The 24790-nt window shown below is 63.6% G+C and carries 21 protein-coding genes; 13 read left to right on the forward strand and 8 right to left on the reverse strand.

Features of this window, described 5'->3' with window-relative positions; genetic code table 11:
• Window positions 1–50: 50 nt before the first annotated feature.
• Window positions 51–1028: an arginase gene (gene rocF / locus HAP48_RS12210; protein ID WP_166213593.1), complete on the forward strand. Its 978-nt coding sequence runs from the start codon at window positions 51–53 to the stop codon at window positions 1026–1028.
• 240 nt (window positions 1029–1268) lie between these two features.
• On the opposite strand, the gene HAP48_RS12215 is transcribed toward rocF, so the two are convergent.
• The 3 genes from HAP48_RS12215 to HAP48_RS12225 all read right to left on the reverse strand — a co-directional run bounded on the left by HAP48_RS12215 (window position 1269) and on the right by HAP48_RS12225 (window position 6684).
• Window positions 1269–2885, reverse strand: coding sequence for a phosphoenolpyruvate carboxykinase (locus HAP48_RS12215; RefSeq protein ID WP_166213592.1), 1617 nt, complete (start codon window positions 2883–2885; stop codon window positions 1269–1271).
• Between the two features lie 312 nt (window positions 2886–3197).
• Window positions 3198–5798: a CHAT domain-containing tetratricopeptide repeat protein gene (locus HAP48_RS12220; protein ID WP_166213591.1), complete on the reverse strand. Its 2601-nt coding sequence runs from the start codon at window positions 5796–5798 to the stop codon at window positions 3198–3200.
• A gap of 151 nt (window positions 5799–5949) precedes the next feature.
• Window positions 5950–6684, reverse strand: coding sequence for a HugZ family pyridoxamine 5'-phosphate oxidase (locus tag HAP48_RS12225; protein WP_166213590.1), 735 nt, complete (start codon window positions 6682–6684; stop codon window positions 5950–5952).
• Window positions 6685–6922: 238 nt separating this feature from the next.
• Between HAP48_RS12225 and HAP48_RS12230 the strand changes: the two genes are divergently transcribed.
• The 5 genes from HAP48_RS12230 to HAP48_RS12250 all read left to right on the forward strand — a co-directional run bounded on the left by HAP48_RS12230 (window position 6923) and on the right by HAP48_RS12250 (window position 10947).
• Window positions 6923–7624, forward strand: coding sequence for a response regulator transcription factor (locus tag HAP48_RS12230; protein WP_016843287.1), 702 nt, complete (start codon window positions 6923–6925; stop codon window positions 7622–7624).
• 111 nt (window positions 7625–7735) lie between these two features.
• A complete protein-coding gene (locus HAP48_RS12235) occupies window positions 7736–9571 on the forward strand; it encodes a sensor histidine kinase (RefSeq protein WP_166213589.1) in 1836 nt (611 codons plus the stop codon).
• Window positions 9568–10008 carry an HPr kinase/phosphorylase gene (locus HAP48_RS12240; RefSeq protein ID WP_166213588.1) on the forward strand — a complete coding sequence of 147 codons (441 nt, stop codon included), beginning with the start codon at window positions 9568–9570 and terminating at the stop codon, window positions 10006–10008. Before HAP48_RS12235 ends, HAP48_RS12240 begins: the two co-directional genes overlap by 4 nt.
• A 214-nt stretch (window positions 10009–10222) precedes the next feature.
• Window positions 10223–10624, forward strand: a complete 402-nt coding sequence (locus HAP48_RS12245; RefSeq protein ID WP_021076632.1) for a PTS sugar transporter subunit IIA — start codon at window positions 10223–10225, stop codon at window positions 10622–10624.
• Complete coding sequence (locus HAP48_RS12250) at window positions 10621–10947, forward strand: HPr family phosphocarrier protein (RefSeq protein ID WP_166213587.1); 327 nt, start codon at window positions 10621–10623, stop codon at window positions 10945–10947. The genes HAP48_RS12245 and HAP48_RS12250 overlap by 4 nt, the downstream gene beginning before the upstream one ends.
• Before the next feature lie 181 nt (window positions 10948–11128).
• Here the strand turns inward: HAP48_RS12250 and HAP48_RS12255 are convergent, their stop codons facing one another.
• A complete protein-coding gene (locus HAP48_RS12255) occupies window positions 11129–12742 on the reverse strand; it encodes a glycosyltransferase family 39 protein (protein ID WP_166213586.1) in 1614 nt (537 codons plus the stop codon).
• Between the two features lie 172 nt (window positions 12743–12914).
• Window positions 12915–13739 (reverse strand): M15 family metallopeptidase, encoded by an 825-nt coding sequence (locus HAP48_RS12260; protein ID WP_224497028.1) that lies wholly within the window; start codon window positions 13737–13739, stop codon window positions 12915–12917.
• A 190-nt stretch (window positions 13740–13929) separates the two neighbouring features.
• On the opposite strand from HAP48_RS12260, the gene lepA reads away from it, so the two are divergent.
• From lepA to HAP48_RS12285, 5 genes are all read left to right on the forward strand, one after another.
• Entirely contained in the window at window positions 13930–15741 is a 1812-nt protein-coding gene (gene lepA, locus HAP48_RS12265) for a translation elongation factor 4 (protein WP_166213585.1), read from the forward strand.
• 207 nt (window positions 15742–15948) lie between these two features.
• Window positions 15949–16281 (forward strand): hypothetical protein, encoded by a 333-nt coding sequence (locus tag HAP48_RS12270; protein ID WP_166213584.1) that lies wholly within the window; start codon window positions 15949–15951, stop codon window positions 16279–16281.
• Window positions 16282–16531: 250 nt separating this feature from the next.
• Window positions 16532–17758: an MFS transporter gene (locus tag HAP48_RS12275; RefSeq protein ID WP_166213583.1), complete on the forward strand. Its 1227-nt coding sequence runs from the start codon at window positions 16532–16534 to the stop codon at window positions 17756–17758.
• A 149-nt stretch (window positions 17759–17907) separates the two neighbouring features.
• Complete coding sequence (locus tag HAP48_RS12280) at window positions 17908–19080, forward strand: acyl-CoA dehydrogenase family protein (RefSeq protein ID WP_166213582.1); 1173 nt, start codon at window positions 17908–17910, stop codon at window positions 19078–19080.
• A gap of 367 nt (window positions 19081–19447) precedes the next feature.
• Window positions 19448–19597: a zinc finger domain-containing protein gene (locus tag HAP48_RS12285; protein WP_166213581.1), complete on the forward strand. Its 150-nt coding sequence runs from the start codon at window positions 19448–19450 to the stop codon at window positions 19595–19597.
• Window positions 19598–19604: 7 nt separating this feature from the next.
• Here HAP48_RS12285 and HAP48_RS50005 read toward each other — a convergent pair whose 3' ends face one another.
• Window positions 19605–19727 carry a hypothetical protein gene (locus tag HAP48_RS50005; protein WP_256375221.1) on the reverse strand — a complete coding sequence of 41 codons (123 nt, stop codon included), beginning with the start codon at window positions 19725–19727 and terminating at the stop codon, window positions 19605–19607.
• 809 nt (window positions 19728–20536) lie between these two features.
• Window positions 20537–21217 carry a Crp/Fnr family transcriptional regulator gene (locus HAP48_RS12290; RefSeq protein WP_166213580.1) on the reverse strand — a complete coding sequence of 227 codons (681 nt, stop codon included), beginning with the start codon at window positions 21215–21217 and terminating at the stop codon, window positions 20537–20539.
• A 625-nt stretch (window positions 21218–21842) separates the two neighbouring features.
• On the opposite strand from HAP48_RS12290, the gene HAP48_RS12295 reads away from it, so the two are divergent.
• Entirely contained in the window at window positions 21843–22103 is a 261-nt protein-coding gene (locus HAP48_RS12295; protein WP_166213579.1) for a hypothetical protein, read from the forward strand.
• Window positions 22104–22791: 688 nt separating this feature from the next.
• On the opposite strand, the gene HAP48_RS12300 is transcribed toward HAP48_RS12295, so the two are convergent.
• Window positions 22792–23100: a hypothetical protein gene (locus tag HAP48_RS12300; protein WP_166213578.1), complete on the reverse strand. Its 309-nt coding sequence runs from the start codon at window positions 23098–23100 to the stop codon at window positions 22792–22794.
• Between the two features lie 360 nt (window positions 23101–23460).
• Here HAP48_RS12300 and HAP48_RS12305 point away from each other — a divergent pair, with 360 nt between their 5' ends.
• Window positions 23461–24495, forward strand: a complete 1035-nt coding sequence (locus HAP48_RS12305) for an IS110 family RNA-guided transposase (protein ID WP_166205315.1) — start codon at window positions 23461–23463, stop codon at window positions 24493–24495.
• Window positions 24496–24790: the final 295 nt, after the last annotated feature.

Raw genomic sequence — 24790 nt, forward strand, 5'->3', positions numbered from 1 at the left:
GGGAACATTGGCGCGTCGCTTCTGTTTCACGCCTTTGGGAGCATCGCCGCATGTCCGAAGCCGACAATTCCCGACCATCGCGCATCGCTTTGCTGGGCGTTCCCATCGAGATCGGCGCATCGCAGGCCGGTCCGCTGATGGGACCGGACGCGCTGCGCACCGCAGGCATCGCCCGCCTGCTCGAGCAGCTCGACTTCCAAGTTGACGACCACGGCAACCTGGCGATCCCGGCCGTGGTCGCCGACGGCCCGGTGCCGGCGAACACCAGATTCTACGACGAGGTGAAGACCTGGACCCGCGCGCTCTCCGAGCGCGCCTACTGGCTGGCGCATTCCGGCGCGATTCCGATCTTCATGGGCGGCGATCACTCGCTGTCGATGGGATCGATCAACGGCGTCGCGCGCTACTGGCAGGAGAAGGGCCGGCCGCTGTTTGCGCTGTGGGTCGACGCGCATGCCGACTACAACACGCCGGCCACCACCATCACCGGCAACATGCACGGCATGTCCGCGGCCTTCCTGTGCGGCGAGGCTGGCCTCGACGACCTGCTCGGCGGGCTGCCGCGCGCCTCGATCCCGCCCGATCAGCTCGACCTGATCGGCACCCGCTCGGTCGATCCGCTGGAGCGCAAGCTGCTGCGGCAACGCAACGTCGCGATATCGGACATGCGCCAGATCGACGAGTTCGGCGTCGCCGTGCTGACCCGTCGCGTCATCGAGCGCGTCAGGGCCAAGAACGGCGTGCTGCATGTCTCGTTCGATGTCGACTTCCTCGACCCGGCGGTGGCGCCCGGCGTCGGCACCACGGTGCCTGGTGGCGCGACCTATCGGGAAGCGCACCTCATTATGGAGCTGCTGCACGATTCCGGGCTGGTGCGCTCGCTCGATATCGTCGAGCTCAATCCCTTCCTCGACGAGCGCGGCCGCACCGCGCGCGTCGCGGTCGAATTGATCGGCAGCCTGTTCGGCCTGCAGATCACCGACCGCCAGACGCCAAGCAACGCGGTGCTGCCGGAGATGGGCGAGTAGCGGGTAGAGGCGAATAGCGAAGCACACTCCGCCCCCGCCCCGTCATCCTGAGGTGCGAGCCCTTGCGAGCCTCGAAGGATGCACGGCCCGGCTGGTGGCCGTCGACCCTTCGAGACGCGCGCAAGAGCACGCTCCTCAGGGTGACGGAACGAGGAAGTGTCGCGCGGATAGAGGAAGACAACTGCAAACAAAAAGGCGGCCGCGAGGGCCGCCTTTTCAAATCACGTATCAGCGCGCGAACTACTCCGCCGCCAGCTTCACTTCCGGCGCGGCGGCACGGACTTCGGCGTCGACCTGCGCTTCGAACTTGGCAAAGTTCTTCTGGAACATGCCGACCAGCGCACGCGCGGTCTTGTCGAACTCGACCTTGTCGGCCCAGGTCTTGATCGGATCGAGGACGTGCGGTTCGACGCCCGGCAGCGAGGTCGGCACCGCGAAGCCGAAATACTTGTCGGTGCGGAAGTCGGCGTTACGCAAGCTGCCGTTCAGCGCCGCGGTGAGCAGCGCGCGCGTCACCTTGATCGGCATGCGGCGGCCGGTGCCGTACTTGCCGCCGGTCCAGCCGGTGTTGACCAGCCAGCAATCGACATTGTGCTTGGCGATCAGCTCGCGCAGCAGATTGCCGTAGACCGACGGATCGCGCGGCAGGAACGGCGAACCGAAGCAGGTCGAGAATTCCGGCTGCGGCTCGTTGCCGAGCCCGCGCTCGGTGCCCGCGACCTTCGCGGTGTAGCCGGACAGGAAGTGATACATCGCCTGTGCCGGCGTCAGCTTGGCGATCGGCGGCATCACGCCGAAGGCGTCGGCGGCGAGCATCACCACATTCTTCGGATGCGGCGCGCGGCCGGTGCGCGAGGCGTTCGGGATGAAATCGAGCGGATAGGCCGAGCGGGTGTTCTCGGTCTTCGAGCCGTCGTCGAAATCGGGCACGCGGTCGTTGGCACCGAGCACGACGTTTTCCAGCACCGCGCCGAAGCGCTTGCTGGCGGCGTAGATCTCGGGCTCGGCCTCGGCGGAGAGCTTGATGCACTTGGCGTAGCAGCCGCCTTCGAAATTGAAGATGCCGTCGGCGCTCCAGCCGTGCTCGTCATCGCCGATCAGCGTGCGCTTGGGGTCGGCCGAGAGCGTGGTCTTGCCGGTGCCTGACAGGCCGAAGAAGATCGCGCTGTCGCCGTCGGGGCCGACATTGGCCGAGCAGTGCATCGGCATCACGCCCTTCTCGGGCAGGTAGAAGTTCAGCGTGGTGAACACGCTCTTCTTCATCTCGCCGGCATAATAAGACCCGCCGATCAGGACGATCTTGCGGGCGAAATCGATCGCGACAACGTTCTCCGACTTGCAGCCGTGACGTTTCGGATCGGCGCGGAAGCTCGGCAGATCGATGATCGTGAGTTCCGGCACGAAGCTCGCGAGCTCCGACGTTTCGGGGCGAATCAGCAGCGTGCGGATGAACAGCGAGTGCCAAGCGAGCTCGGTGAAGACGCGGGTCTTGATGCGATGCGTCGGATCGGCGCCGCCATAGAGATCCTGCGCGAACAGCGTCATGCCTTCGGCATGCTTGAGGAAGTCGGCGTAGAGCGCCGCAAACTGCTCCGACGTGATCGACTGGTTGCCAGCCCACCACATGCTCTTGTCGGTCAGGTCGTCGCGGACCGTGAACTTGTCCTTCGGGCTGCGGCCGGTGAACTCACCGGTATCCGCGCAAAGCGCGCCATCGGCCGAGAGCACCGCTTCGCCATTGCGCAACGAATGCTCGTAAAGCTGCGGCGCGCCATAGTTCCAATGCACGCCCTTGAGATTCTTTAAGCCGAATTTGTCGGCGCCGAAGGCACCGTTATGCACGCCCGTCTCTTGCACGAAGTACCTCCTCGAACCCGCGTATCCTTGTTCGCGCGAATGTCGCTAATCGCGCCCCGCCGCGGTGACCGTCATCAGAATATAGCCTCTCGGCCCCGGTCCGGCGACCTAATAGTGGGGATCGCCGGGCTTGCCAAGCCAGTCGAACGGCTTTTGGTTGATTCCAATGCGGGCACATCATCTGGCGCAAATACCGCAGCGCGGGACCCTTTCGTTTCGCTTTCACTTTCGCTTTGTTTTCACAGCAGTCGGGCGGCGTTCCACTACCTTTCTCGCTGCGCACAAGGCGTTGCGATGCACAAAAGGTGCCAGCTAGCGGGCCGCGCCTTCGCCGATCAGGGCGAACGGCGCCCAGAATGCCGGGTATGCATTTCGCGCCGAGGATGTGTCGTTGAGATAGGCGAGCATCGCCTGGCGCAACGCCTCCGCGCGTCCCAGCTTGGGATCGGCCTTCAGGCGATCGAAGGTCGAAATGGTCAGCCGCGTCGCGGCCTCCGAATCCACCGACCAGTGCGACACCAGCAGTGCTCGCGCGCCCGCATAGAAGAACGAGCGCGCCAACCCTGACAGGGCTTCGGCACCGGGCTTGTCGCCGGCGATCGTGTTGCACGCAGATAGCACCACCCAATCGGCGTTGAGCTTGAGCTGCGCGACCTCGCTCGAGGTGAGCAGTCCGTCGTCAAGGTCTGACGGCTGATTAGGAATGCTCAACACGAGCGAAGGTTCCGCAACACCCTTCACATCGCCTGCAACAAGGCCATGCGTTGCGAAATAGATGATTGCGTAATCAGCCAGTGGCGCGCGCTTCACCGTGGTTTCGCTCGCTTCAGCGCCGAGATGGATGTCGGAGGCTTCGGCGCCGAGATCCTTTGCGACCGCATTCAATTCGTCGGCGGTGTCAGGCAGTTGCGGCAGCGCGGCGGCAAGCCGCGCACGATCGACGCCGGCGCCCTGCCAGAAATCGGTGTAGGCCGACGTCACCAGCGCGCGCGAGGCCTGCTTGACCGCGGTGCGGCCACTGCCCGAGCCCTCGCGCGACGGATTGAACAGCGGATCGCCAAAGCCGGTCAGCGGCTTTGTGCTCTGCTCCTTGCGCGCGAAGACGCGCGACGCCTTCAGGCTGGAAGCCGCAGGCAACACCGATACCGCCTGCCGCTTCAACAGCCACGCCGCGTCGCGATAGCCGGCAAATGTTTCGGGAATCGCTGAAGGCGGCGGCTCGGTGACCAGCAAATGGAATGGTAGCGCTGTCAGCGCTCCTACGGGCGCGACCAGCAGGCTTCGCTTGTCCCTGACCAGCGCATCGACCGGGCCGAGCAGCGCCGCGTAGAGTTCATTGGCCAGTGCGAGATCGAACAGGCCGGCCTTGCCGCTGGCGTCGCTCGCCTTGCCGATATCGAGCCCGCGACGAAATGCAGCAACCTTGGCAGACAGCGCATCGCCGCCAAGGGAGACCGGCTTCCAGTCGACCGCGTCGCGGGTCAGCGCGAACACGAAGCTTTCCTTGTCAGCGACCGCGAACAGCACCATCGCCTCGTCGGGCGAGAGCAGCGCCTGGATTTCCCGCGCAGTCATCGGCATGGGATTCGACAGCGCGGCATAGTCGGGGAACTCGGTCGCAAAGGTCTTTTGCAGGCCGGCGCGCTCGGTGGCGATCGCGGCGAGCCGCGCACGGCTGCGCGCTTCCCCTGCGGCGTCGCGTTTGGCGCGGTCCTTCGACACCGCCGAGAGCAGCGACTTATCGAGCGCCTCGGCTTCCGCCGCGAGGTCCTGGTCGCGACGCACCAGTTGCGCGAGGCGGTCGGTGCCGGCGGCAAGCCGCACCGCAAGCTTGTTCACGGCCGACGCCGCCGACGATTGGGTGGCGCGCTGGACGACGTTTAGCGCAGCGTCGAGCGCGCGGTCGCCGGCCAGCAATTGCTGGCGCTGCGCGGCGAGCAAGACCGGCAGCGCCACGCGGAGCTGCGCCCGGCCATTCGTGATCGTGGTCTCGACGATCGGCAGCGCGTCCGCGCTGCGGCCTTCGGCCTGGTAGAGCCCGGCAAGGTTGTTGAGCGATATTGCAAGATCGGGATGATCGGGTCCGAGCGCGCCTTGCCGGATCGCGACTGCGCGCTGATAGAGCGGCTCGGCATCGGCATAGCGGCGCTGCCGCTCATCAAGATCGGCGAGATTGTTGAGCGAGCGCGCCACATCGGGATGCTCGCGCCCGAGCACTTTCTCGCGGATCGCAAGCGAGCGCCTGATCAGCGGTTCGGCCTCCGAATAGCGCCCCTGCACCTTCTCGACCTGGCCGATATTGTTGAGCAGGGTCGCGACCGCGGGATGCTCGGGACCAGCCGCCTTTTCGTAGATCGCGAGCGCGCGCTTGAACAGCGGCTCCGAATCCGCGTGGCGGCCGAGCTTCTCGTAGAGCGTCGCGAGATTGTTGAGCGACTGCCCGAGATCGGGATGGTTTCGACCCAGCGCCTTCTCGCGGATCGCCAGCGCCCGCTTGAACAACGGCTCGGCGTCGGCATAGCGCTCCTGCCGCTGATAGAGCGCGGCAAGGTTGTTCAGTTCAGGCGCAGCGTCGGCGGAATCAAGCCCCGACACTCGGTCGAGGATCGCGATGGCGCGCTTCAACAGCGGCTCGGCCTCGGCGTCGCGGCCCTGCGCGCCGTAGATCTGGGCGAGATTGTTCAGCGCCGCCGCGACATCGCGGTTGTCGGACCCGTATTTCTTTTCGAGGCTGTCGAGCTGGCCCTGCGCCAGCGGTAGCGCCTCGGCATATTTGCCGGCGCGGCTGAGCGCGTTGATTTTGGCACTGAGCGCCGCGACGCTGCCCTGCTGCGCGAACGACGGCGCGGAGAGGCTACTGCTCGCGGCCAGCGCAAGCCCAAGCGTGACGATCAAATGAATGCCTGACTTCATGCGGCTCGCTCCCGGCACTGCGACGATCGCGCAAGGAGCAGCGGCCATGCGACATCATGCCTCGCTGCCCGCATGCTCGCTGCGCAGCCTTGGGTCGCGGCAGCGGCGGCGTTCGTTCAAGGCACGCCCCGCGGATTGTCGAGCCGTCTTTCTATTGCCTGGCGCGCGCCTCGCCGGCGAGCCGCACCAGCATCTTGCGCAGCTCGGTGCCGTTGGTGACCCTTTCGGGGAAATCGAGCCGCAGCGTGTTGCGGCCGGCCTGCATGTCCATGCCCTCCGGGTCGCAGCCGGTGCAGAGCCAGTCGGCACTTTCCGCGCCGAGTAGCCGCGTGGCGTAGAGGTTCATGGCCTCGCGGTGATCTCCGTTCATATGGGCCACCGCGCCGGGCTCAGCCTCCAGCAGCGCTTCGGCCCCGCCGAGATCGGTCAGGAACTGCGCCGGCTTGAGGTCGACGATACGGCCGAACCCGGCGACCAGATGGGCGCCGCTCGGCTTTATCAGGAAGAACGAAAAATCCTTAAATTCTACAAAGGCTTCCGCCGAAGGATGGGCGCCGAGATAGCGGCGGCGGACGAGCTCCCGCTCAGCTTGCGCGACCTCCTCGGCTTTACCCCCCAGCATGATCCTGGCGCCCTCCAGCGGGTCGCCCTCGGCGCGCTCGTCCAGCATCAGCGACACCCGGCCGTCGGCCCGGATGTTCTTCGTATGCAGCGCCAGCCGCGAAATCAGCAGGATCGGCGAGCCGTCGGGATGGCTGGCCAGATTGACCAGCGAGCAATAGGGATCGCCGGTACCGGTCATCAGCGTAGCGAGCGCCCCCTGGCGGCTGCGGCGCAGCAGCGAGCGGGCAAGACGGGCGGGGTCGAAGTCGGCGGTCGGTTGCATGGGGCTATTGGGTCATTTTATGGGCGAATCGGGCCCGGTTCCGCATGAAAAAAGGGCCTTTTCTCAGGGTCTAAGGGTGCTATATGGGGGTCCATCGCTTGGGTCGCAGCGTTTTGCGGAACTCGGTCACACTTCAGCCCAGCTTGCATTGCTCGTTGACCGCGTTCGAAGCCCATTTCCACGGCGCGTTGCCAGAGTGCCCGCCGTTTAAGCCACTCTCAAATTGTGAAAGCAGCTCATGCCCACAATCGCCCTGGTCGACGACGACCGCAACATTCTTACTTCGGTCTCGATCGCGCTCGAAGCCGAAGGCTATCGCATCATGACCTACACGGACGGTGCGTCGGCGCTGGATGGGTTTCGCACGTCGCCGCCCGATCTTGCGATCCTCGATATCAAGATGCCGCGCATGGACGGCATGGAGACGCTGCGCCGGCTGCGCCAGAAGTCCGACCTGCCGGTGATCTTCCTCACCTCCAAGGATGAAGAGATCGACGAATTGTTCGGCCTGAAAATGGGCGCCGACGATTTCATCCGCAAGCCGTTCTCGCAGCGCCTGCTGGTCGAACGCGTCAAGGCCGTGCTCCGCCGCGGCCAGCCGAAGGATCCGACCGCCGCACCGAAGGAGCCGGACGCCCGCGCGCTCGACCGCGGCCTGCTGCGGATGGACCCGGAGCGCCACACCTGCACCTGGAAGAACGAGCCGGTGACGCTCACCGTGACCGAATTCCTGATCCTGCAGGCGCTCGCCACCCGCCCCGGCGTGGTGAAGAGCCGCAACGCGCTGATGGACGCGGCCTATGACGACCAGGTCTATGTCGACGACCGCACCATCGACAGCCACATCAAGCGGCTGCGCAAGAAGTTCAAGGTGGTCGACGACGATTTCGAGATGATCGAGACGCTGTACGGCGTCGGCTATCGCTTCAAGGAAGCCTGATCTGCACTTCCCGGGCGGCTTGTTAACTGACAGGCTCCGCACGGCTGGGGTAAGCTCGGGCCACCATATTGCTTCGCGGGACGACATCCATACCAACCGGCAGCTTTGCCAGTGCTTGATCGAACGCAGCTCGAGCAGGGCCTGAACACCGAGGACGCATCACAGGTCCTCGATCACGAGGCCGTGGCCGACGACGTTGCGCAGGACTTGGCGCAGGACGACTTGGCGCAGGACAAGGGCTGGCGCCGGCCGCTCGGTTGGCTGCGTCGCGCCGGTCAGTTCTTCTTTGCGCTGTCGTTCTCGAGCCTGACGCGCCGCATCGTCTCGCTCAACCTTGCCGGTCTCGTCGCGCTGGTCGCAAGCATCCTCTATCTCTCGCAATTCCGCGCCGGCCTGATCGAGGCGCGCACGCAGAGCCTGTTGGTCTATGCCGAGATCATCTCGGAGGCGATCGCCGCCTCCGCGACCGTCGAAGGCAATACCGTCACCATCGATCCCGACCGGCTGCTCGACCTGAAACCCGGCGAGAGTTTTGGCCAGCCGGATGAATCGGCGGACTTCTCGATCAATCCGGAGCGTCTCGCGCCGATCCTGCGCCGCCTGATCGCGCCGACCAAGACGCGGGCCCGCATCTTCGACCGCGATGGCGGCCTGATCCTCGACAGCCGCAATTTGTTTGCGCGCGGCGACGTGCTGCGCATGGAGCTGCCGCCGCCGTCGGAGAAGCCGTCGCTGTATGAGAAGAGCAAGGCCACCATCAAGACCTGGCTCAACCGCGGCGACCTGCCGATCTACCGCGAGCTCGGCCCCGAGGGCGGCAAGGGTTATTCCGAAGTGGCGCAATCGCTCGATGGCATGAAGGGCAGCGCGGTGCGCGTCACCGACCGCGGCGCGATCATCGTGTCGGTTGCGGTTCCGGTGCAGCATTTCCGCGCCGTGCGCGGCGCATTGATGCTGACCACCCAGGGCGACGACATCGACCAGCTGGTGATGTCCGAGCGCCTCGCGATCCTCAAGATCGGCGGCGTCGCTTCCGCGGTCATGATCATGCTGTCGCTGTTGCTGGCGAGCACGATCGCGGGCCCGGTGCGGCGGCTCGCCGAAAGCGCCGAGCGCGTCCGTCACCGCATCCAGACCCGCGTCGAGATTCCCGACTTCACCGGGCGCCGCGACGAGATCGGCCATCTCTCCGGCGCGCTGCGCGACATGACCAACGCGCTCTACAGCCGCATCGAGGCGATCGAGATGTTCGCCGCCGATGTCGCCCATGAGCTGAAGAACCCGCTGACCTCGCTGCGCTCCGCGGTCGAGACGCTGCCTTTGGCGCGCAACGAGAACAGCCGCGCGCGGCTGCTCGCCGTGATCGAGCATGACGTCAGGCGGCTCGACCGCCTGATCTCCGACATCTCCGACGCGAGCCGGCTCGATGCCGAGCTGCAGCGTCAGGACATGGCGCCGGTCGATCTGCGCCGGCTGCTGACCACGCTGACCAGCGTCGCCAACGAGACCCGGCTCGGCCACGACGTCGCCGTCGAAGCCCGCTTCGAGGGCCGCGGACCGACCGACACGCTCTCGGTGCCCGGCCATGATTCCCGGCTCGGCCAGGTGATCTCGAACCTGCTGTCGAACGCGCAATCATTCTCCAAGCCGGGCGACAAGGTGCGCATCGTCTGCCGCCGCAGCCGCGGCGAGGTCGAGGTCGTGGTCGATGATGACGGGCCCGGCATCGGCGAGGACGCGCTGGAGCGGATCTTCGAGCGCTTCTACACCGACCGGCCGCATCAGGGGTTTGGCCAGAACTCCGGCCTTGGGCTCTCGATCTCCAAGCAGATCATCGAAGCGCATGGCGGACGCATCTGGGCCGAGAACCGCCCCGGCCCGGCCGGTGAAGATGGCAAGCCCGCAGTTGCCGGCGCGCGCTTCGTGGTCAGGCTGCCGTCGCTATGAGCGACAATTCAAGCGTGCACGCATCCGCCGTTCTGGTCGGCGAGCGTGCAGTGCTGATCCGCGGCCCGTCGGGTGCCGGCAAGTCGCGTCTCGCCTTCGAGCTGATTCTCGCCGGGCGCACCGGAGTGCTCCCGTCTGCCATTTTGGTGGGGGATGACCGTGTCTATCTCGACACAGCCGGCGAACAATTGTGGGTTCGCCCGGCACAGCAATTGGCCGGCCTGATCGAGATCCGAGGCCTCGGAATCCGCCATTGCCCGTTCGCAAATGAGGCCGTGGTGGGGCTGGTCGTCGACCTCGCGGCCGACGATGCCGCGCGGTTGCCGCCGCCGGAGGCGCTCAAGACTTGCCTTAATGGTGTTTCAATACCGCGAATTCCCGTATCGGTCGGCTTCCGACCCCTGCCCCTGGTTGTCGCTGCGCTGACGACAACCTGAAAGTTCATGTCCCCGTAATCTTGCGGCCAATTGTGAGAAGGGAATTGGTAACCATATCACATCCACTATCGCGTCGGATTTTGCCGGCGCAGCCTCCCCTCTCTACCGCCAGGAACAGGGAGACTAGCCAAGATGCCCTCTTGCGCAGGGCCTCTGGATGGTCAAAGTGGCGCGTTCGTGCGGTGCACCAAAGGGCGCCCGCGAGGAGTTTCCGATGATTGGTCTAGTGCTGGTGACCCATGGGCGCCTTGCCGACGAGTTCCGAGCCGCGCTCGAACACGTCATGGGTCCGCAGAAACAAATTGAAGCAATTACGATCGGCGCCGAGGATGATTCCGATCTCTGTCGAAGCGACATCATCGAGGCGGTGAACCGCGTCGATAGCGGCGACGGCGTTGCGATCCTCACCGACATGTTTGGCGGCACGCCGTCGAACCTTGCGATCTCCTGCATGAGCCGCCCGAAGGTGGAGGTGCTCGCGGGCATCAATCTCCCCATGCTGGTCAAGCTCGCCAAGGTTCGCGAGGAGCGTTCGCTGCCCGACGCGATCGCGATGGCCCAGGAAGCCGGCCGCAAGTACGTCACGATCGCCAGCCGCGTTCTCGCAGGCAAATGAGCGGCGAGGCCCCGGGCGAGAACCAGGTCGGCCCGGGCGTGCCGGCGGGCGCCATCTCCCGTGAGCTCCTGATCGTCAACAAGCGCGGCCTGCATGCGCGGGCATCGGCGAAATTCGTCCAGATGGTCGAGCGCTTCAACGCCGAGATCTGGGTCACGCGCGGCGGCGAGACCGTCGGCGGCACCTCGATCATGGGCTTGATGATGCTCGCCGCAGGGCCCGGCACCACGGTCGTGGTCTCGGCAAAGGGCGAGGAAGCGCAGCAAGCACTCGACGCCATCGCCGAACTCGTCGCCGGCAAGTTCAACGAGGAAGGCACGTAAGGACGGGCTCGCGTGCCGCGGAGTCGGTCCGCTCCCTCGCCCCGCGCTTGCGGGGAGAGGGTTGGGGTGAGGGGCTCTAACCGCCATGTCGGTCTACCGATAGACATGTACCCCCTCACCCGAAATTCGAGCGCGCTCGAATTTCGACCTCTCCCCGCAAGCGGGGCGAGGTAAGAGCAAGCTACTTCGCCGGCGGCACCAGATAGACTTTCCAGACCGTCGATGGGCCGGGATGGCCGTTGAAGAACCGCATGGTGGTCATCACCAGCGGCTCGGCATCCCTGGCATTCTCCGCCATCCATGCCTCGCACGGCTTCAGGAACACCGGATCGGTGGTGTCGCAGACGCCGATGAAGCCGAGGCGCCTGGCCTCGTCGAGCGACGTCAACCCCGACGACCACGCCTCGCCCGGCACCAGCGACGCCGGATGATCAGGGCTGTAGAACGTCATTGGCTCGCCGATGTCGGAACGTGCGACGACCACGGCCCAGCGCGAATGGAATTTGGCCTGCCAGGTCTCGGTGAGCTCGCGGGCGAGCTCGGAGCGCGCGGCGTAGGTCGAGGCGCCATTGTGGCTGGACGCCATCTCCTGCGTGGCGATGCTGGGCGCAGCGATCAGCGTGGCAACCGTGGCCACGAACCAGACTGCCGTGATCGAGAACAGCGCCATGCGCGGGACGCGCAGCGAGGGGATCGCAACCAGCGCAAGCGGCACCAGGAAGAACAGCGGGATGCCCCAGTCAGTCTTGATATAGACCTCGAAAGCCAGCGCACCGAGCGCCGGTCCGATCGCGACGATCGACTGGATGATCCAGACGTTGAGCGCCTGCGGACGATTGACGCCCGGGTTGGGTCCGCGCGACCAGATCCGCGCCAGCACATCCGACGGCCGCCAGGGCACCGACCCGAGCAGCAGCGCCACGAGGCCCAGCACGACGGGAATCGCGAGCAGCCCAACATTGTGCACGATGTAGCCGATCACGAGCTGGACGTTGAGCGCGCGGCTCGACAGCGCGTAGACATCGCCGGCATAGGTGAACGGCACGAAGTTCACCTCCTCCAGCCACACCAGATGCGGAATCATCGCCACGACCATCGTGCCGATCGCAACCCAAGGCGCCGGCGAGCGCAGGAATTGCATCCGCTGCGGATGGATCAGGGCGGCGAGCCCGATGGCGCCGATCATCGTCACCACCCAGTACTTGGTCATCAGCGCCAGCATGCCGGCAAAGCCGAGCCAGAGACCCGATTTCACCGTGCGCTTCTCGAACGCGTTCAGATAGGCCAGCACCAGGAGCGGCAGCGGCACCAGCTGCGCGAGGTCGGCGTTGTACTTGAAGCCCTTGAAATTGAAGATCGGGTAGAGCGCGAGCATCACCACCATGAAGAACGCACGGCGGCGATCGACGACCCGCAGTGCAATCAGCCAGCACACCACCAGCGCGAAGCTGACGGTTGCCATCGCGAGCGCGTAGGTCGACCAGTTGGTGACAGGGAATATCCTGAACCAGACCCCGGCGATCCAGCCCGACAGCGGCGGATGCTTGCCATAGCCGAGCAGGAAGCGCTGGCCCCAGGCATAGGCTTCCGCGACGTCCATGTGGACGTCCTGCGCGGCCTTGAGCCTGATCAGGATCAGCGTCCACAAGATCGCGTGGACCAGCGCAAAGCCGATCACCAGCCACAGGCCGGTCCCGGGACTGGTTGCGCGCGAGGCAACCCATGCGGCGATCCGCCGGATCGTCAGCTTGCGGCTGGTGCGCCGGGCGGCAGGGAGGGTGGAGACGGTCGACATGGCCTGTGCCTGTGGCATGACCCGGAAAAGTGGAAAGTGGTTTTCCGAAGGGACATGCCGAATGGAAGCGGAAGGACGATGAGTGAATGCTCACCAGCAGTTCAGCGCGCTTTAGCGCGTTTTTGTGGCGAGTGAAATCAGCTTGGCGTGAGAACGCCTCAAGCCGGCCGGTTCATTTTCCGAGAAGCTCCGGCCGGTACTCGAAATGCATGGTATCGTAGTGATACCATTTGCCGCCCCAGATGAATCCGTGGCGCTCGAAAATGTCGACGATCTGCTGCGGCATGCGGTTTTTGTAGGCGATTGTGCTGCCCTTGCCCGCCCACAGCCAGTAATCCGAAACTTTCAGGTTGAGGTCGATCGCAGCGGCGTAGCCATGCATGCTCATCCGGCCGGTATCGGCGACGGCGCGACACGACAGCACACCGGCGATCGGAAAGGCGGCGGCGCGCAGCGCAGGATCGAGCGCGTCGATCTCGGCCGAGACCCGCTTGAGACGCTCGGCGACGCCGTTGACCCGCGTGACCTGAACCGGCTTGCCCCAGGATCGCGGCAGCCAAATGATCGTCACCAGGTTCCGCCTGACCTCGCCCGTATTGCAGTCGCCGTACATCTTCTTGAAGAAGGCCTCGTTGCGGAAACGGCCGGGATCGGCGTTCGGGGCCGGCGGCGCCGCTGGCCCGGACGGATAGGACAACCGCATCTGATCGAGGATCGACGCGTTGCGCAGCAATTGATCGAACGGCTTGCCGGCGACGCCGTCATCGACCGCCATCACCGTGCCGTCGCGCCAGGTGATCGTGGTGTCGTCGTGGGCGGACAGCGCGTCGGGATAGGCGCGCACCAGACGGTCGAGCAGCTCGCGTCTGTCTTGGGCATGCGCAAGTGGCGGCATCAGTGCGAGCAAGACATGGGCGCACGCCGCCCATCGCACAGCCAATCCGCGTTGCCCGGCCTGATCGATCGCCGCGACATTGGCCTCTTCAATCGCGTTCATCCTCGGATTCCAGCTGTTCGGCGCATACCAGGAGAAGCGAGGGTTTTGGGCCGAAAGACCTAGCAGAAACCTGCCCGAAAATCGATCGCGGCAGCCCTGACTGAAACACCCCGGTGATTCGCCGTCACAGCCCTGCAAAATACCGCAATATGGTTGCCCGCGCGGGGGTGCGGATGCTATCCCGCGCCCCATGACAACTGCCCCGATTTCGAACATCCGCAACTTCTCCATCGTCGCCCATATCGACCATGGCAAATCGACCCTCGCCGACCGCCTGATCCAGATGACGGGCGGCCTGTCGGATCGCGAAATGGCGGGCAAGGAGCAGGTGCTCGATTCGATGGATATCGAGCGCGAGCGCGGCATCACCATCAAGGCGCAGACCGTCCGGCTGAACTACCGCGCCAAGGATGGCAAGGACTACATCTTCAACCTAATGGACACGCCCGGCCATGTCGACTTCGCCTACGAGGTCTCGCGGTCGCTGGCGGCGTGCGAGGGTTCCCTGCTGGTGGTCGACGCCAGCCAGGGCGTGGAGGCGCAGACGCTTGCCAACGTCTACCATGCGCTTGACGCCGGTCATGAGATCGTGCCGGTCCTCAACAAGGTCGATCTGCCCGCAGCCGAGCCCGAGAAGGTGAAGCAGCAGATCGAGGACGTGATCGGCATCGACGCCTCCGACGCGGTGATGATCTCGGCCAAGACCGGCCTCGGCGTTCCCGATGTGCTGGAAGCGATCGTCACCCGCCTGCCGCCGCCGAAGGGCGACGCTGACGCGACGCTGAAGGCGCTCTTGGTCGACAGCTGGTACGACGTCTATCTCGGCGTCGTCGTGCTGATCCGCGTCGTCGACGGCACCATGAAGAAGGGTAGCCGCATCCGCATGATGGGCACCGGCGCCGCCTACGACATCGAACGCGTCGGCTTCTTCACGCCGAAGATGACGCAGGTCGATGAGCTCGGCCCTGGCGAGATCGGCTTCATCACCGCCGCGATCAAGGAAGTCGCCGACACGAGAGTGGGCGACACCATCACCGACGACAGGAAGCCGGTCACCGAAATGCTGCCGGGCTTCAAGCCGGCGATCCCGGTCGTGTTCTGCGGCCTGTTCCCGGTCGATGCCGACGATTTCGAGACGCTGCGCGCGGCGATGGGCAAGCTCAGGCTGAACGACGCCAGCTTCTCCTTCGAGATGGAGACCTCGGCCGCGCTCGGCTTCGGCTTCCGCTGCGGCTTCCTCGGGCTGTTGCATCTGGAGATCATCCAGGAGCGGCTGTCGCGCGAGTTCGACCTCAATCTGATCGCGACCGCGCCGAGCGTGATCTACAAGATGAAGCTGACCGACGGCACCGAGTTCGAGATCCACAACCCGGTCGACATGCCCGACGTGGTCAAGATCGCCGAGATCGAGGAGCCGTGGATCGAGGCGACGATCCTCACCCCCGACGAATATCTCGGCAGCGTGCTGAAGCTGTGCCAGGACCGCCGCGGCGCGCAGAAGGAGCTCACTTACGTCGGCTCCCGCGCGATGGTGAAATACGATCTGCCGCTCAACGAGGTGGTGTTCGATTTCTACGATCGCCTGAAGTCGGTCTCCAAGGGCTACGCCTCGTTCGACTATCATTTGACCGACTACAAGCCGGCCGATCTGGTCAAGATGCAGATCCTCGTCAACGCCGAGCCGGTCGACGCGCTGTCGATGCTGGTGCATCGCACCCGCGCCGAGGGCCGCGGCCGCGCCATGGTCGAGAAGATGAAGGAGCTGATCCCGCCGCACATGTTCCAGATCCCGATCCAGGCGGCGATCGGCGGCAAGGTGATCGCGCGCGAGACCGTCCGCGCGCTGCGCAAGGACGTCACCGCGAAGTGCTACGGCGGCGACATCACGCGTAAGCGCAAACTTCTGGAGAAGCAGAAGGAAGGCAAGAAGAAGATGCGGCAGTTCGGCAAGGTCGACATCCCGCAGGAAGCCTTCATCGCCGCACTCAAGGTGGACAGCTGAGGCGCGGGCACGGACTGTCGCCAGCTTGACGACGACCGCGCCGGTCCTGCCCTAACCGAAAATCTCGAAAACAACCCCATGCAAAGTAGCCGGAGGTGGATAGCTGACGCGCTGCCGCAAGCGCGCCTGTTGCCGACTCTTGTCCCAGCAACAAAACGCACCATGATTTGAATCGCCATGGCGCAGCGGCCCGACTAAGCTCTGGCCATGTTGCGCATCCTGTCTCTCTCGATCGTCATCCTCGCACTGCTGCAGCCGGACCCGAGTTCGGCCGCCTCCTCGAAAAAGCGGCACGGCAGCACCCGCTGGCACGGCTATGGCTTCCTGCCCGGCTACCGGCAGCCGCCCAACGAAACCATTCCCGTGCTCGGTCCGCGCGGCGCCGCCCGCGGCTACCCGGATTATTCGCCGCAATATTGGTATGGCGGGGATTGGCATTATTTCGGCCGCCCCGGATTCTACCGCGGCCGCTACAATGGCGGCAGTTTTGGCCCGTGCTGGACCTGGACGCCGATCGGGCGGGCCTGGAACTGCGGCTAGAGCATGATCCGGAAAAGTGTGACGCGGTTTTCCGAAAAGATCATGCTCAAACAAGAAGCTAAAGCGCGATGATGATTCAACCCAACCTCATCGCGCTTTAGCCGCGTCGCTGCGACATCTCGCGCACGCAACTCACAATCCGCTGATCCCGGAATGAGAGGCATGTTGCCCGTCATATTGCCCCTGGACCTCGGATAGGCCACCATCCTCCCTTCGCGCACCACAAAAAACAACAGCGCCGGGGAAACGCATGAGCAAGGACGCTCGGTTCGATTATGGCTGGGTCGTCGTCGGCGCGGGCGCGCTGATGACCTGCGTCGGCTTCGGCACCATGCTGTCGCTCGCGGTGTTCCTGCAGCCGATCTCGGATGCGATGGGCTGGTCGCGCGCCGGCATCTCGGCAGCAGCGACGCTGGATTTCCTCTGCATGGGCTTTGCGGCGTTTGCCTGGGGCGCGCTGTCCGACCGGTTCGGCACCCGCATCGTGGTGCTGGCGGGCAGCCTGCTGCTCGGCCTTGGCCTCGTGACGGCAAGCCAGGCGCAGAGCCTGTGGCAATTCCAGCTGTGCTTCGGCGTGCTGATCGGGATCGCCGCCGGCAGCTTCTATGCGCCGATGATGGCGCTCGCCAGCGCCTGGATCGACAAGCATCGCAGCCTCGCCGTCGCCCTGGTGTCGGCCGGCATGGGCGTATCGCCGCTGACCGTCGCGCCATCGGCAAGCTGGCTGATCACGGCCTATGACTGGCGCTTTGCGATGCTCGTCATCGGCATCGCGGCATGGGCGCTGTTGATTCCGGCATCTTTCCTGGTGCGCCCCGCGCCGCACGGATCGACCGTTGCGACCGGCGTGGCCGCGAACGCGCCACAAACCGAATGGACCGTGGCGCAGGCGCTGCGCACGCCGCAATTCATCACCTTGGCACTGGCGCATTTCGCCTGCTGCGCGGCGCATTCCGGGCCGATCTTCCACATGGTGTCCTATGCCATGGTGTGCGGCATCGCGCCGTTGACCGCGGTCACGGTCTATAGCCTCGCCGGCTTCTCCGGGCTCGGTGGACGGCTGCTGCTCGGCGTGCTCGCAGACCGGCTCGGCGCCAAGCCGGTGTTGGTCGGCGGCCTGCTGGTGCAGGCGCTGTCGATTGCGACTTACCTCGCGGTGGCGCAGCTCGGCGAATTCTACGCGCTGTCGGTGGTGTTCGGCCTCGCCTATGGCGGCGTGATGCCGCTCTATGCCGTGCTGGTGCGCGAGTTCTTCGGCGCGCGGATCATGGGCACGGTGTTCGGCGCGGTGTCGGCCTTCGCGAGCCTCGGCATGGCGCTCGGGCCATGGGCCGGCGGTTACGTGTTCGACACGTTCCACGGCTATACATGGCTGCATGCCGGTTCCTTCGCGATCGGCCTCGCCGCGGTTGCAGTCGCGCTGAGCTTCTCGACAAAGCGCCAGCCGTCGCTCGACCTCGGCCGCGCCGCGGCCTGAGCGTGCGCGTCGGTCGATCGATCACGCGCCGGCGCAGCGGATGGATAGCTGATCTGCGTCGGCGCCGTCCCGCCTTGCCCTCCCCTGCCGGATGGGTCACCATCGCTTAACCCGCCCAACAACAACATCGGAAGGCGCCGAGGAAACGCATGAACAAGCCGCAGGGGTTCGACCTTGTCGAGCGGGCGCGCGCGCTGGCGCCGCTGATCATAGCTGAAGCCGACGAGATCGAACGGACGCGGCGGCTGACGCCGTCCGTCACCACGGCGCTGGTCGAGAACGGGCTCTATCGCGCGCTGCTGCCGAAGCGCTTCGGCGGCGCCGAGGCGACCCTGGAAGCGTTCATGCAGATGCAGGAGGAAATCGCCAAGGCCGATGCATCGACCGCCTGGTGCCTCGGCCAGTGCAGCGTCTGCGCCATGACCGCGGCCTATCTCGATCCCGACGCGGCCAACGAGATCTTCAACACCGCGCCCGGCATCCTGGCCTGGGGCGCGATCGCCCATGAGGTCCGCGCCGAGCCCGGCGGTTACCGCGCCAATGCGCGCTGGGATTTTGCCTCGGGCTCGCGGCAGGCGAGCTGGCTCGGCGCCCATGTCCGCGTCGTCGAGGCCGACGGCTCGCCGCGCAAGAAGCCGGACGGCTCGCCGGAGATCCGCACCATCCTGTTCCCGATGTCACAGGCTGTGATGTACGACGTCTGGGACGTGATCGGCCTGAAGGGCACGGGCACCGATTCCTACTCGGTCGAGAACCTCTTCATATCAGACAAATTCGCGGCATTGCGCGACGATCCGGCCGCGTGCCGCGAACCGGGGCCGCTTTACAAGCTCACCACCAACATGGTGTTCAGCATGGGCTTTGCCGCCACCTCGCTCGGCGTCGCGCGCGCCATGCTGGATGCGGCGACCGAGCTGGCCCGCGGCAAGACCCCGCAGGGCCTCAAGGCGATGCGCGACAACAACGCCGTGCAGGGCCAGATCGGCCGCACAGAGGCGAGCCTGCGCGCCGCCCGCGCCTATCTCTACGCGACGGCGAGCGACGTCTGGCGCGATCTGTCGCGCGGCGATTCCATCAGCGAGGCGCATCGGATCGCGATCCGCATCGCCTCGACCTGGACCATCCACCAGTCGGCCGCCGCGGTCGACATCGCCTATCACATGTCGGGGGCGACGGCGGTATTCGCCAAGAATCCGTTCGAGCGGCGGTTTCGCGACATGCACGCGATCGCGCAGCAGATCCAGGCCCGCGACACCCAGTATGAGGATGCCGGCAAGGCGATCCTGGCGGGAAATCTCTCCGCCCCGCCGACGACGCGCTGAAGCGTGATGAAGTCAGATTGAACGAGGGCGTGTACTCACAAATCCGCCATGTCGGCTCTACCCCGAAAGCCGGACATCGCCGGGTGACCACGGCATGTCGGTTTTGGGCCAACAAGCGACTTGAGCAAAACGGAAGTAGCCACCAACTGAGGCGACCTTCGACTTCAGTCAGATTGTGCATATTGTCCGGAGAGACCAACATGCTCGCATGCGTCGGGCGATCATCATAACCGTAGGCGTCTTGGCGTTGGCTCTCGCGATGTCGCGTGAGCGGCGGACGAACATCCTGCCTACACAGCCGCTGCCTCCGGTGATCGCGCCTGACAAATAGTGGCCCCCCAAACTGAGGCGGCCGGAAAGGCTTCAAATGCAGCCGAAGATCAAAGAGGGAATCTGCCCGGCCTGCAATGGAACGGGCTTCCCGGCCGTAATGCAGTCGGTAAAGCCGGGCCACAAAATCTATCCGGTCAAATGCAAAGCCTGTGACGGCAAGGGCAAGATCACGGAAGACAACTGAGGCGGCCTCAATGCACGATGAAGGCACCCGTAAGCATCACCGCGATAAGCAGTGTGCCGCCGAAAATAGCAATGCCAAGACTGACGCGTGCTGGGATTGAATATGAATCTAAATGGGGTTGTTCGATCATGCCACGCTCCCTTGTCTCTGGGCGGGGAGCGCGAACGCTCTCAGTCACCGGCAGACGCCGAGGGCGGTGATGGCCGGAGGTTGGAACAGCCGACGTTCCAAGGCTGGTCAATTTTGATCACTCTCGAAAAGAAATTAACGATTTGGGCGCGACTGCCGCGTGTAGTCTGACGGCTGGCCCACGCCCAACTGAGTGGCGAATGCGAAGAAGTTTCATCTGCGGCGCTTTCTCGACCGCTCGACTAACAGCTGCCAGTCGCCAAGCGGTGCAACGGTGCGGCTTACGGTCCCGCGCTCGCACGCCTCAGGGCCGCCGGTTCAATTCGGCGGGTTTTTCTCTGGGTTTTGAGGGAGCGGCGAGGCGCTGATCCGGCTTTTTAGACTGATGCCTTTCGGGCCGGCGCGCTTCCACTGGCCGCGCAAATCTGGCGGCCCACCGCCGTTCGAACTTTCTTTGAATATCCCGAGGAACGTCGCTCATAACCCACCTTCAGGTTCAGCCCCTCGATGGGGCCTCAACGCGCAAGGTGCTTTAAAGGATCCTCATTCGCGTGACGCGGCCCCTTTTCATTTCAGGCGAACAGTTCGTTTCCGGCCGGGAGAATCTTCACGTACGTCACGCTCTCGTGGATCTCCAGCCAGCCTTGCGCGATGGTGTGCTCGAGGGCGGCGCCATATTCAGCAGGTGTGCCCTTGTCCAGGTACAGGAAGGGCCGGCGCGTCCATGCAATTGGCTCTGAAGAGTTTAGTCGCCACTAACGACGCGGCGGTTCGCGTTGGCCCGCGACGCTTGAGGCGCAATTTTATCGTTTACAATCCGCGCTTGATCTCGGGCTTGTCGTACAAGACCGCGTTCAGCAATGAACTGTTGACCTCGATTTTTCCGTTGTAGCTGATGAAGCCGAGCTTGCGGAATTTGTTCATGAAGAAGCTGACGCGGGATCGCGTCGTTCCAATCATTTCGGCCAATGTCTCCTGGCTGATATTTGGACTGATCGGTTGAGGGCTGCCCTCCTTGCCGAAATTCGCCAGCAGGAGCAGCAGGCGCGCCAATCGTTTTTCACTGGAGTTGAAGAGCTGGTCGATCAGGTCCTCTTCAATCCGGCTGTTGCGGGTCAGCAGATAGGCCATGAACAGCTCGGAAAATTTGGGTTCATCGTGCAATGCCGCGACCATGGCGGTCTTCGTTATCGCGGTCACCAGGCATTCCTCCATCGCTGTCGTCGTCGCGATACGCAGCGAATGGCCGTTCATGCAGCCTTCGCCAAAGAACTGGCCGGGCTCCAAAATGCCGACCACGGCTTCCTTGCCTTGCTCGGATATGACAACAACCTTGACCCGGCCTTTCTGGATATAGAAAACCGTATCTGCCACGTCGCCCTGCGCAAACACGATCTCATCCTTGCGAAACGCGAGGATGGTCTTCCCTTCGCCTACCTTGGCGAGAAACTCCTTAGGATCAAATATTGCGTGGTTGGTATTTTCTGGCATGTCCCGTTTCGTCCCGCGCGGTGGGACACCTAGCTTACCATTCAGCCGCCGACGTTCGAAGTAAAAGTGCCGCACAATGGCAGCTTTTCGCAGCCAGGATGGGAGCACCAGGCTGCCGATGAGCTGATGGAACGGTCAGCAAGCGAAGCCCGAGCCGGACCCAACAGGTCGCAAACACCGACCAGAGTGGCGGCTAGATCGCAACTGCAAAACTTCCAGTCGTCTTGCATTCCGGGCACTGGAAGGTGCGGACTTCATGACCGGGTTGAGCAGGTTCGATGCAAGCCAACCGCATAGGCTTGCCACACCTGGAGCACGGAAGAATTCCGATCTCCGCGCGGCTGTATAGCGGATTTGGCTGGACAGATGACATCATGCCTTCCCCTGTATTGGGCGGGAGCATTACCGATCTCTCTGTCGCCGATAACTGCCTATTCGGACGGCGATGGACCCAGTCTAGCCCAATACGCCAATGCGGGGCTGGTCAATATTGCTCACATCGGAAGTGCTAAACGAAGGCGCACGAAATCAACTCCAACTCGCACATGAAATAAATCCAGTATCGCAGGAACCTCTTATCGCCTGGCTCTATTTGTCCCCTGTCTCTAACCAGGAGGTAGACACCATGACGAAAGTTCTTTTGGCGACGGTTGCTGTTATCGCATTCACTGCGCCTTCATTCGCGCAGCAGGACAAAACTACCGGTCAAGCACCACCATCAGGCGCTTCCTCGTTCTACGTGGCTCAAGATACCGCGACGATGAAGTGTCACGTTGTCAATGCCCAGCCTGCCGCTGGCGGCAACATGAAGGCCATCGGTACGGCACATCCGACACAGGCGTCAGCACAAGCAGCCTTGATGGCTGATAAGACTTGCAAGGAATGAAGTGACGGCGCGAGTACAGGGGTGGGTCTATTGGTTCCACAAAACTACTGACCCGCCCCGCTAACTACGTTGCTCGACAGATGCATTTTCGGACTTGTGCGCGCAGTTGCGAGGTGCCAAGAGGCGACATGGCATCCATCAATACATGAAAGCGGTCGTCAACTGAGGCGGCCTTATTTGCTGATCTGTTCAAAATTGAACATCCGGAACTGCTAAGATATGGCCATACTCGAATCATGGTCTCAAAAACGAAAACGCTTAGCCCGGAAGAGTTTGCTTCCTTGCTTATAGTCGGCAACACGTCCTCCGTAACCAGCCCCCCAGCAGTGATCCCGGCCGAACACAGCGCCCGGCTGATCGCAATGGGTTACATGGTCGAACTATCGGGCAGGCTTCGAATGACCACGCAGGGCCGAATGCAAATATATGCGGGACAACTCATCACCTAGGCAAGCTCACAACGCCCCCAAGCTGAATAATGCTTGGTGGCGTTGCGCTAGCCCCGGATAGAGCAATCCTCCGGAGCTTGCCAAATCAGCACACGGCTTAGCTCTCGTCTGAGCAAAATTGCTCACTCTTCAATTTAGATGTGATGTTAGTCCGAGAGCCTTCGAGCCGCGGGGTCTGGTGGGCGATGCTTTCGGGCAGTTGGGTCCGAGCAGTAGCAGGCATTGAACGCGGCTTATTGCTAGTTCGTCCGAAGATGGCGACCTTGATTGTAAACAAGCTCCCAAAGTTCGCTGGCGTTCCAAAGCTCACTCTTCCCTTCAGTGAGCGCTTTAGCCACTGCACTCGCGAAACCGTCGCCGGCTGGAGGCTCTCTCGAAATGATCCGATAGCGATCCAATGAGGGGCTCGTCGGCATCGCCATCGTAAGCCGCCGACAAATATTTGCAGCCACGGCGGCTGCATCGGCTGGAGGTATGCCCTTTTCGTCGTGCAAGGTTTGCGCGATTATTCGTTCTGCTTTGCCCGCGTCAATTCGAAGTTCTGTCATTTTTAGCCCCATTCTGAGGAAGCCACTCTGCTCTGGGAGCGCCGAACTCTCGGCCGTCTTTGACAAAGGACGATGCTTGTTAACTAAGCACGATTTGACAAAATACAATCGGTTCTTGGCCAGTCAGCGATACCGCGACGTCCGAACGAGGCGTTTACTGGTTCAACGGGCGCCACACGGACAAATGCGCGAGGTCTGAGATGGGTCATTCTCGACCGATTTCGACGTGGCTTCGCGATGTCCGCTTATTCTCCGGAAGCGGACATCGGACCGCTGGCGTTTATGATGGGGTGGACGCCCCGCCCGACGGCATCGATGTGCCAAAGTGGAGGTGTTGAGCACCACTTAAGGGAGGCGTCCGTGTCAGAGGTTATCATAATCGGTCTGGATATCGCCAAGCATGTTTTCCACGCTCATGGAGCAGACGGGAAAGGGCGAGCTATATTCAGCAAACGGATCAGCCGAGGAAAGCTGCTGGATTTCTTCGCAGCCCAGCCGAGTTGCACGGTAGCTCTGGAGGCATGTGGCGGAGCCCATCACTGGGCCCGTCAACTCGCCCAGCTTGGCCATGAAGTTCGGCTGATCCCTCCCGCCTACGTAAAGCCGTTTGTGAAGCGGCAAAAGAATGACGCGATCGATGCCGAGGCGATCTGCGAAGCAGCGCAGCGGCCGAGCATGCGGTTCGTAGCCGTGAAGAGCGAACAGCAACAGGCGGCGGGTCTGGTGTTTCGGACCCGTGACCTGTTAGTGCGGCAGCGAACGCAGCTCATCAACGCGATCCGGGGACACCTCACTGAATATGGTTGGGTCGCACCTAAGGGGCCGTCGCACGTGGCGATGCTTACCGACCTGATCGAGGAAGAAGAGATGGCCAGCTCGCTTCCCAAAGCGGCCCACGCCATGTTCCGATTGATGTTGGACCTGCTGACCGACCTCAATGGCAAGGTCGCGGACCTCGACCAGGAAATCGCGCGACGTGCTCGCGAGGACGAAGTATCGCGCCGGCTAATGACCGTTCCCGGCATTGGCCCAATCTCCGCCACCGCGATCGCCGCTCTAGCACCGCCGGCCGAGACCTTTGCTAAAGGCCGTGACTTCGCCGCTTGGTTGGGTCTCACGCCTCTTCAAAGATCGACAGGCGGCAAGCAGAAGCTCGGTGCGACATCCAAGATGGGCGAACGCACGCTCAGGCGCCTCCTCATCATCGGCAGCAGCGCGGTCGTGCAACAGGCGAGCAAACGCGGTGCGCCAAGGGGTTCGTGGCTCGAACAGATGCTGGCTCGTAAACCGCGGATGCTGGTAACCGTCGCGCTCGCTAACAAGATGGCGCGGATCGTCTGGGCGCTACTCGTCAAGTGCGAAAACTACAGAGCTCCGGTTGCCGCCAAGGCGTGATCTTGGCGGGCCAGAGGTCGTCAGAGGTGTAGTCGGTCGAAGGAGGGTATGGCGCAACAGTCGGCGAGACGGGGCCGGAAGAACCAGATGTACTCATCGTGCCTGGAGCACGCATTTATGATTTGGTTCCGGTCCGCGAACTCCCATACGGGCCCGCAGCTCCATCGCTGCATCAGAGGCCGGACAGATGGCAGCATCCGACTACGTGCCAATCTTCTTCAAAAACCGCTTGCATCTGGCGGGGCGTCCACAGATGAGTACACGCCCTGACGACCGCGAGGACGCTGCGCTCCAT

Source organism: Bradyrhizobium septentrionale (assembly GCF_011516645.4).
Lineage (GTDB): Bacteria > Pseudomonadota > Alphaproteobacteria > Rhizobiales > Xanthobacteraceae > Bradyrhizobium > Bradyrhizobium septentrionale.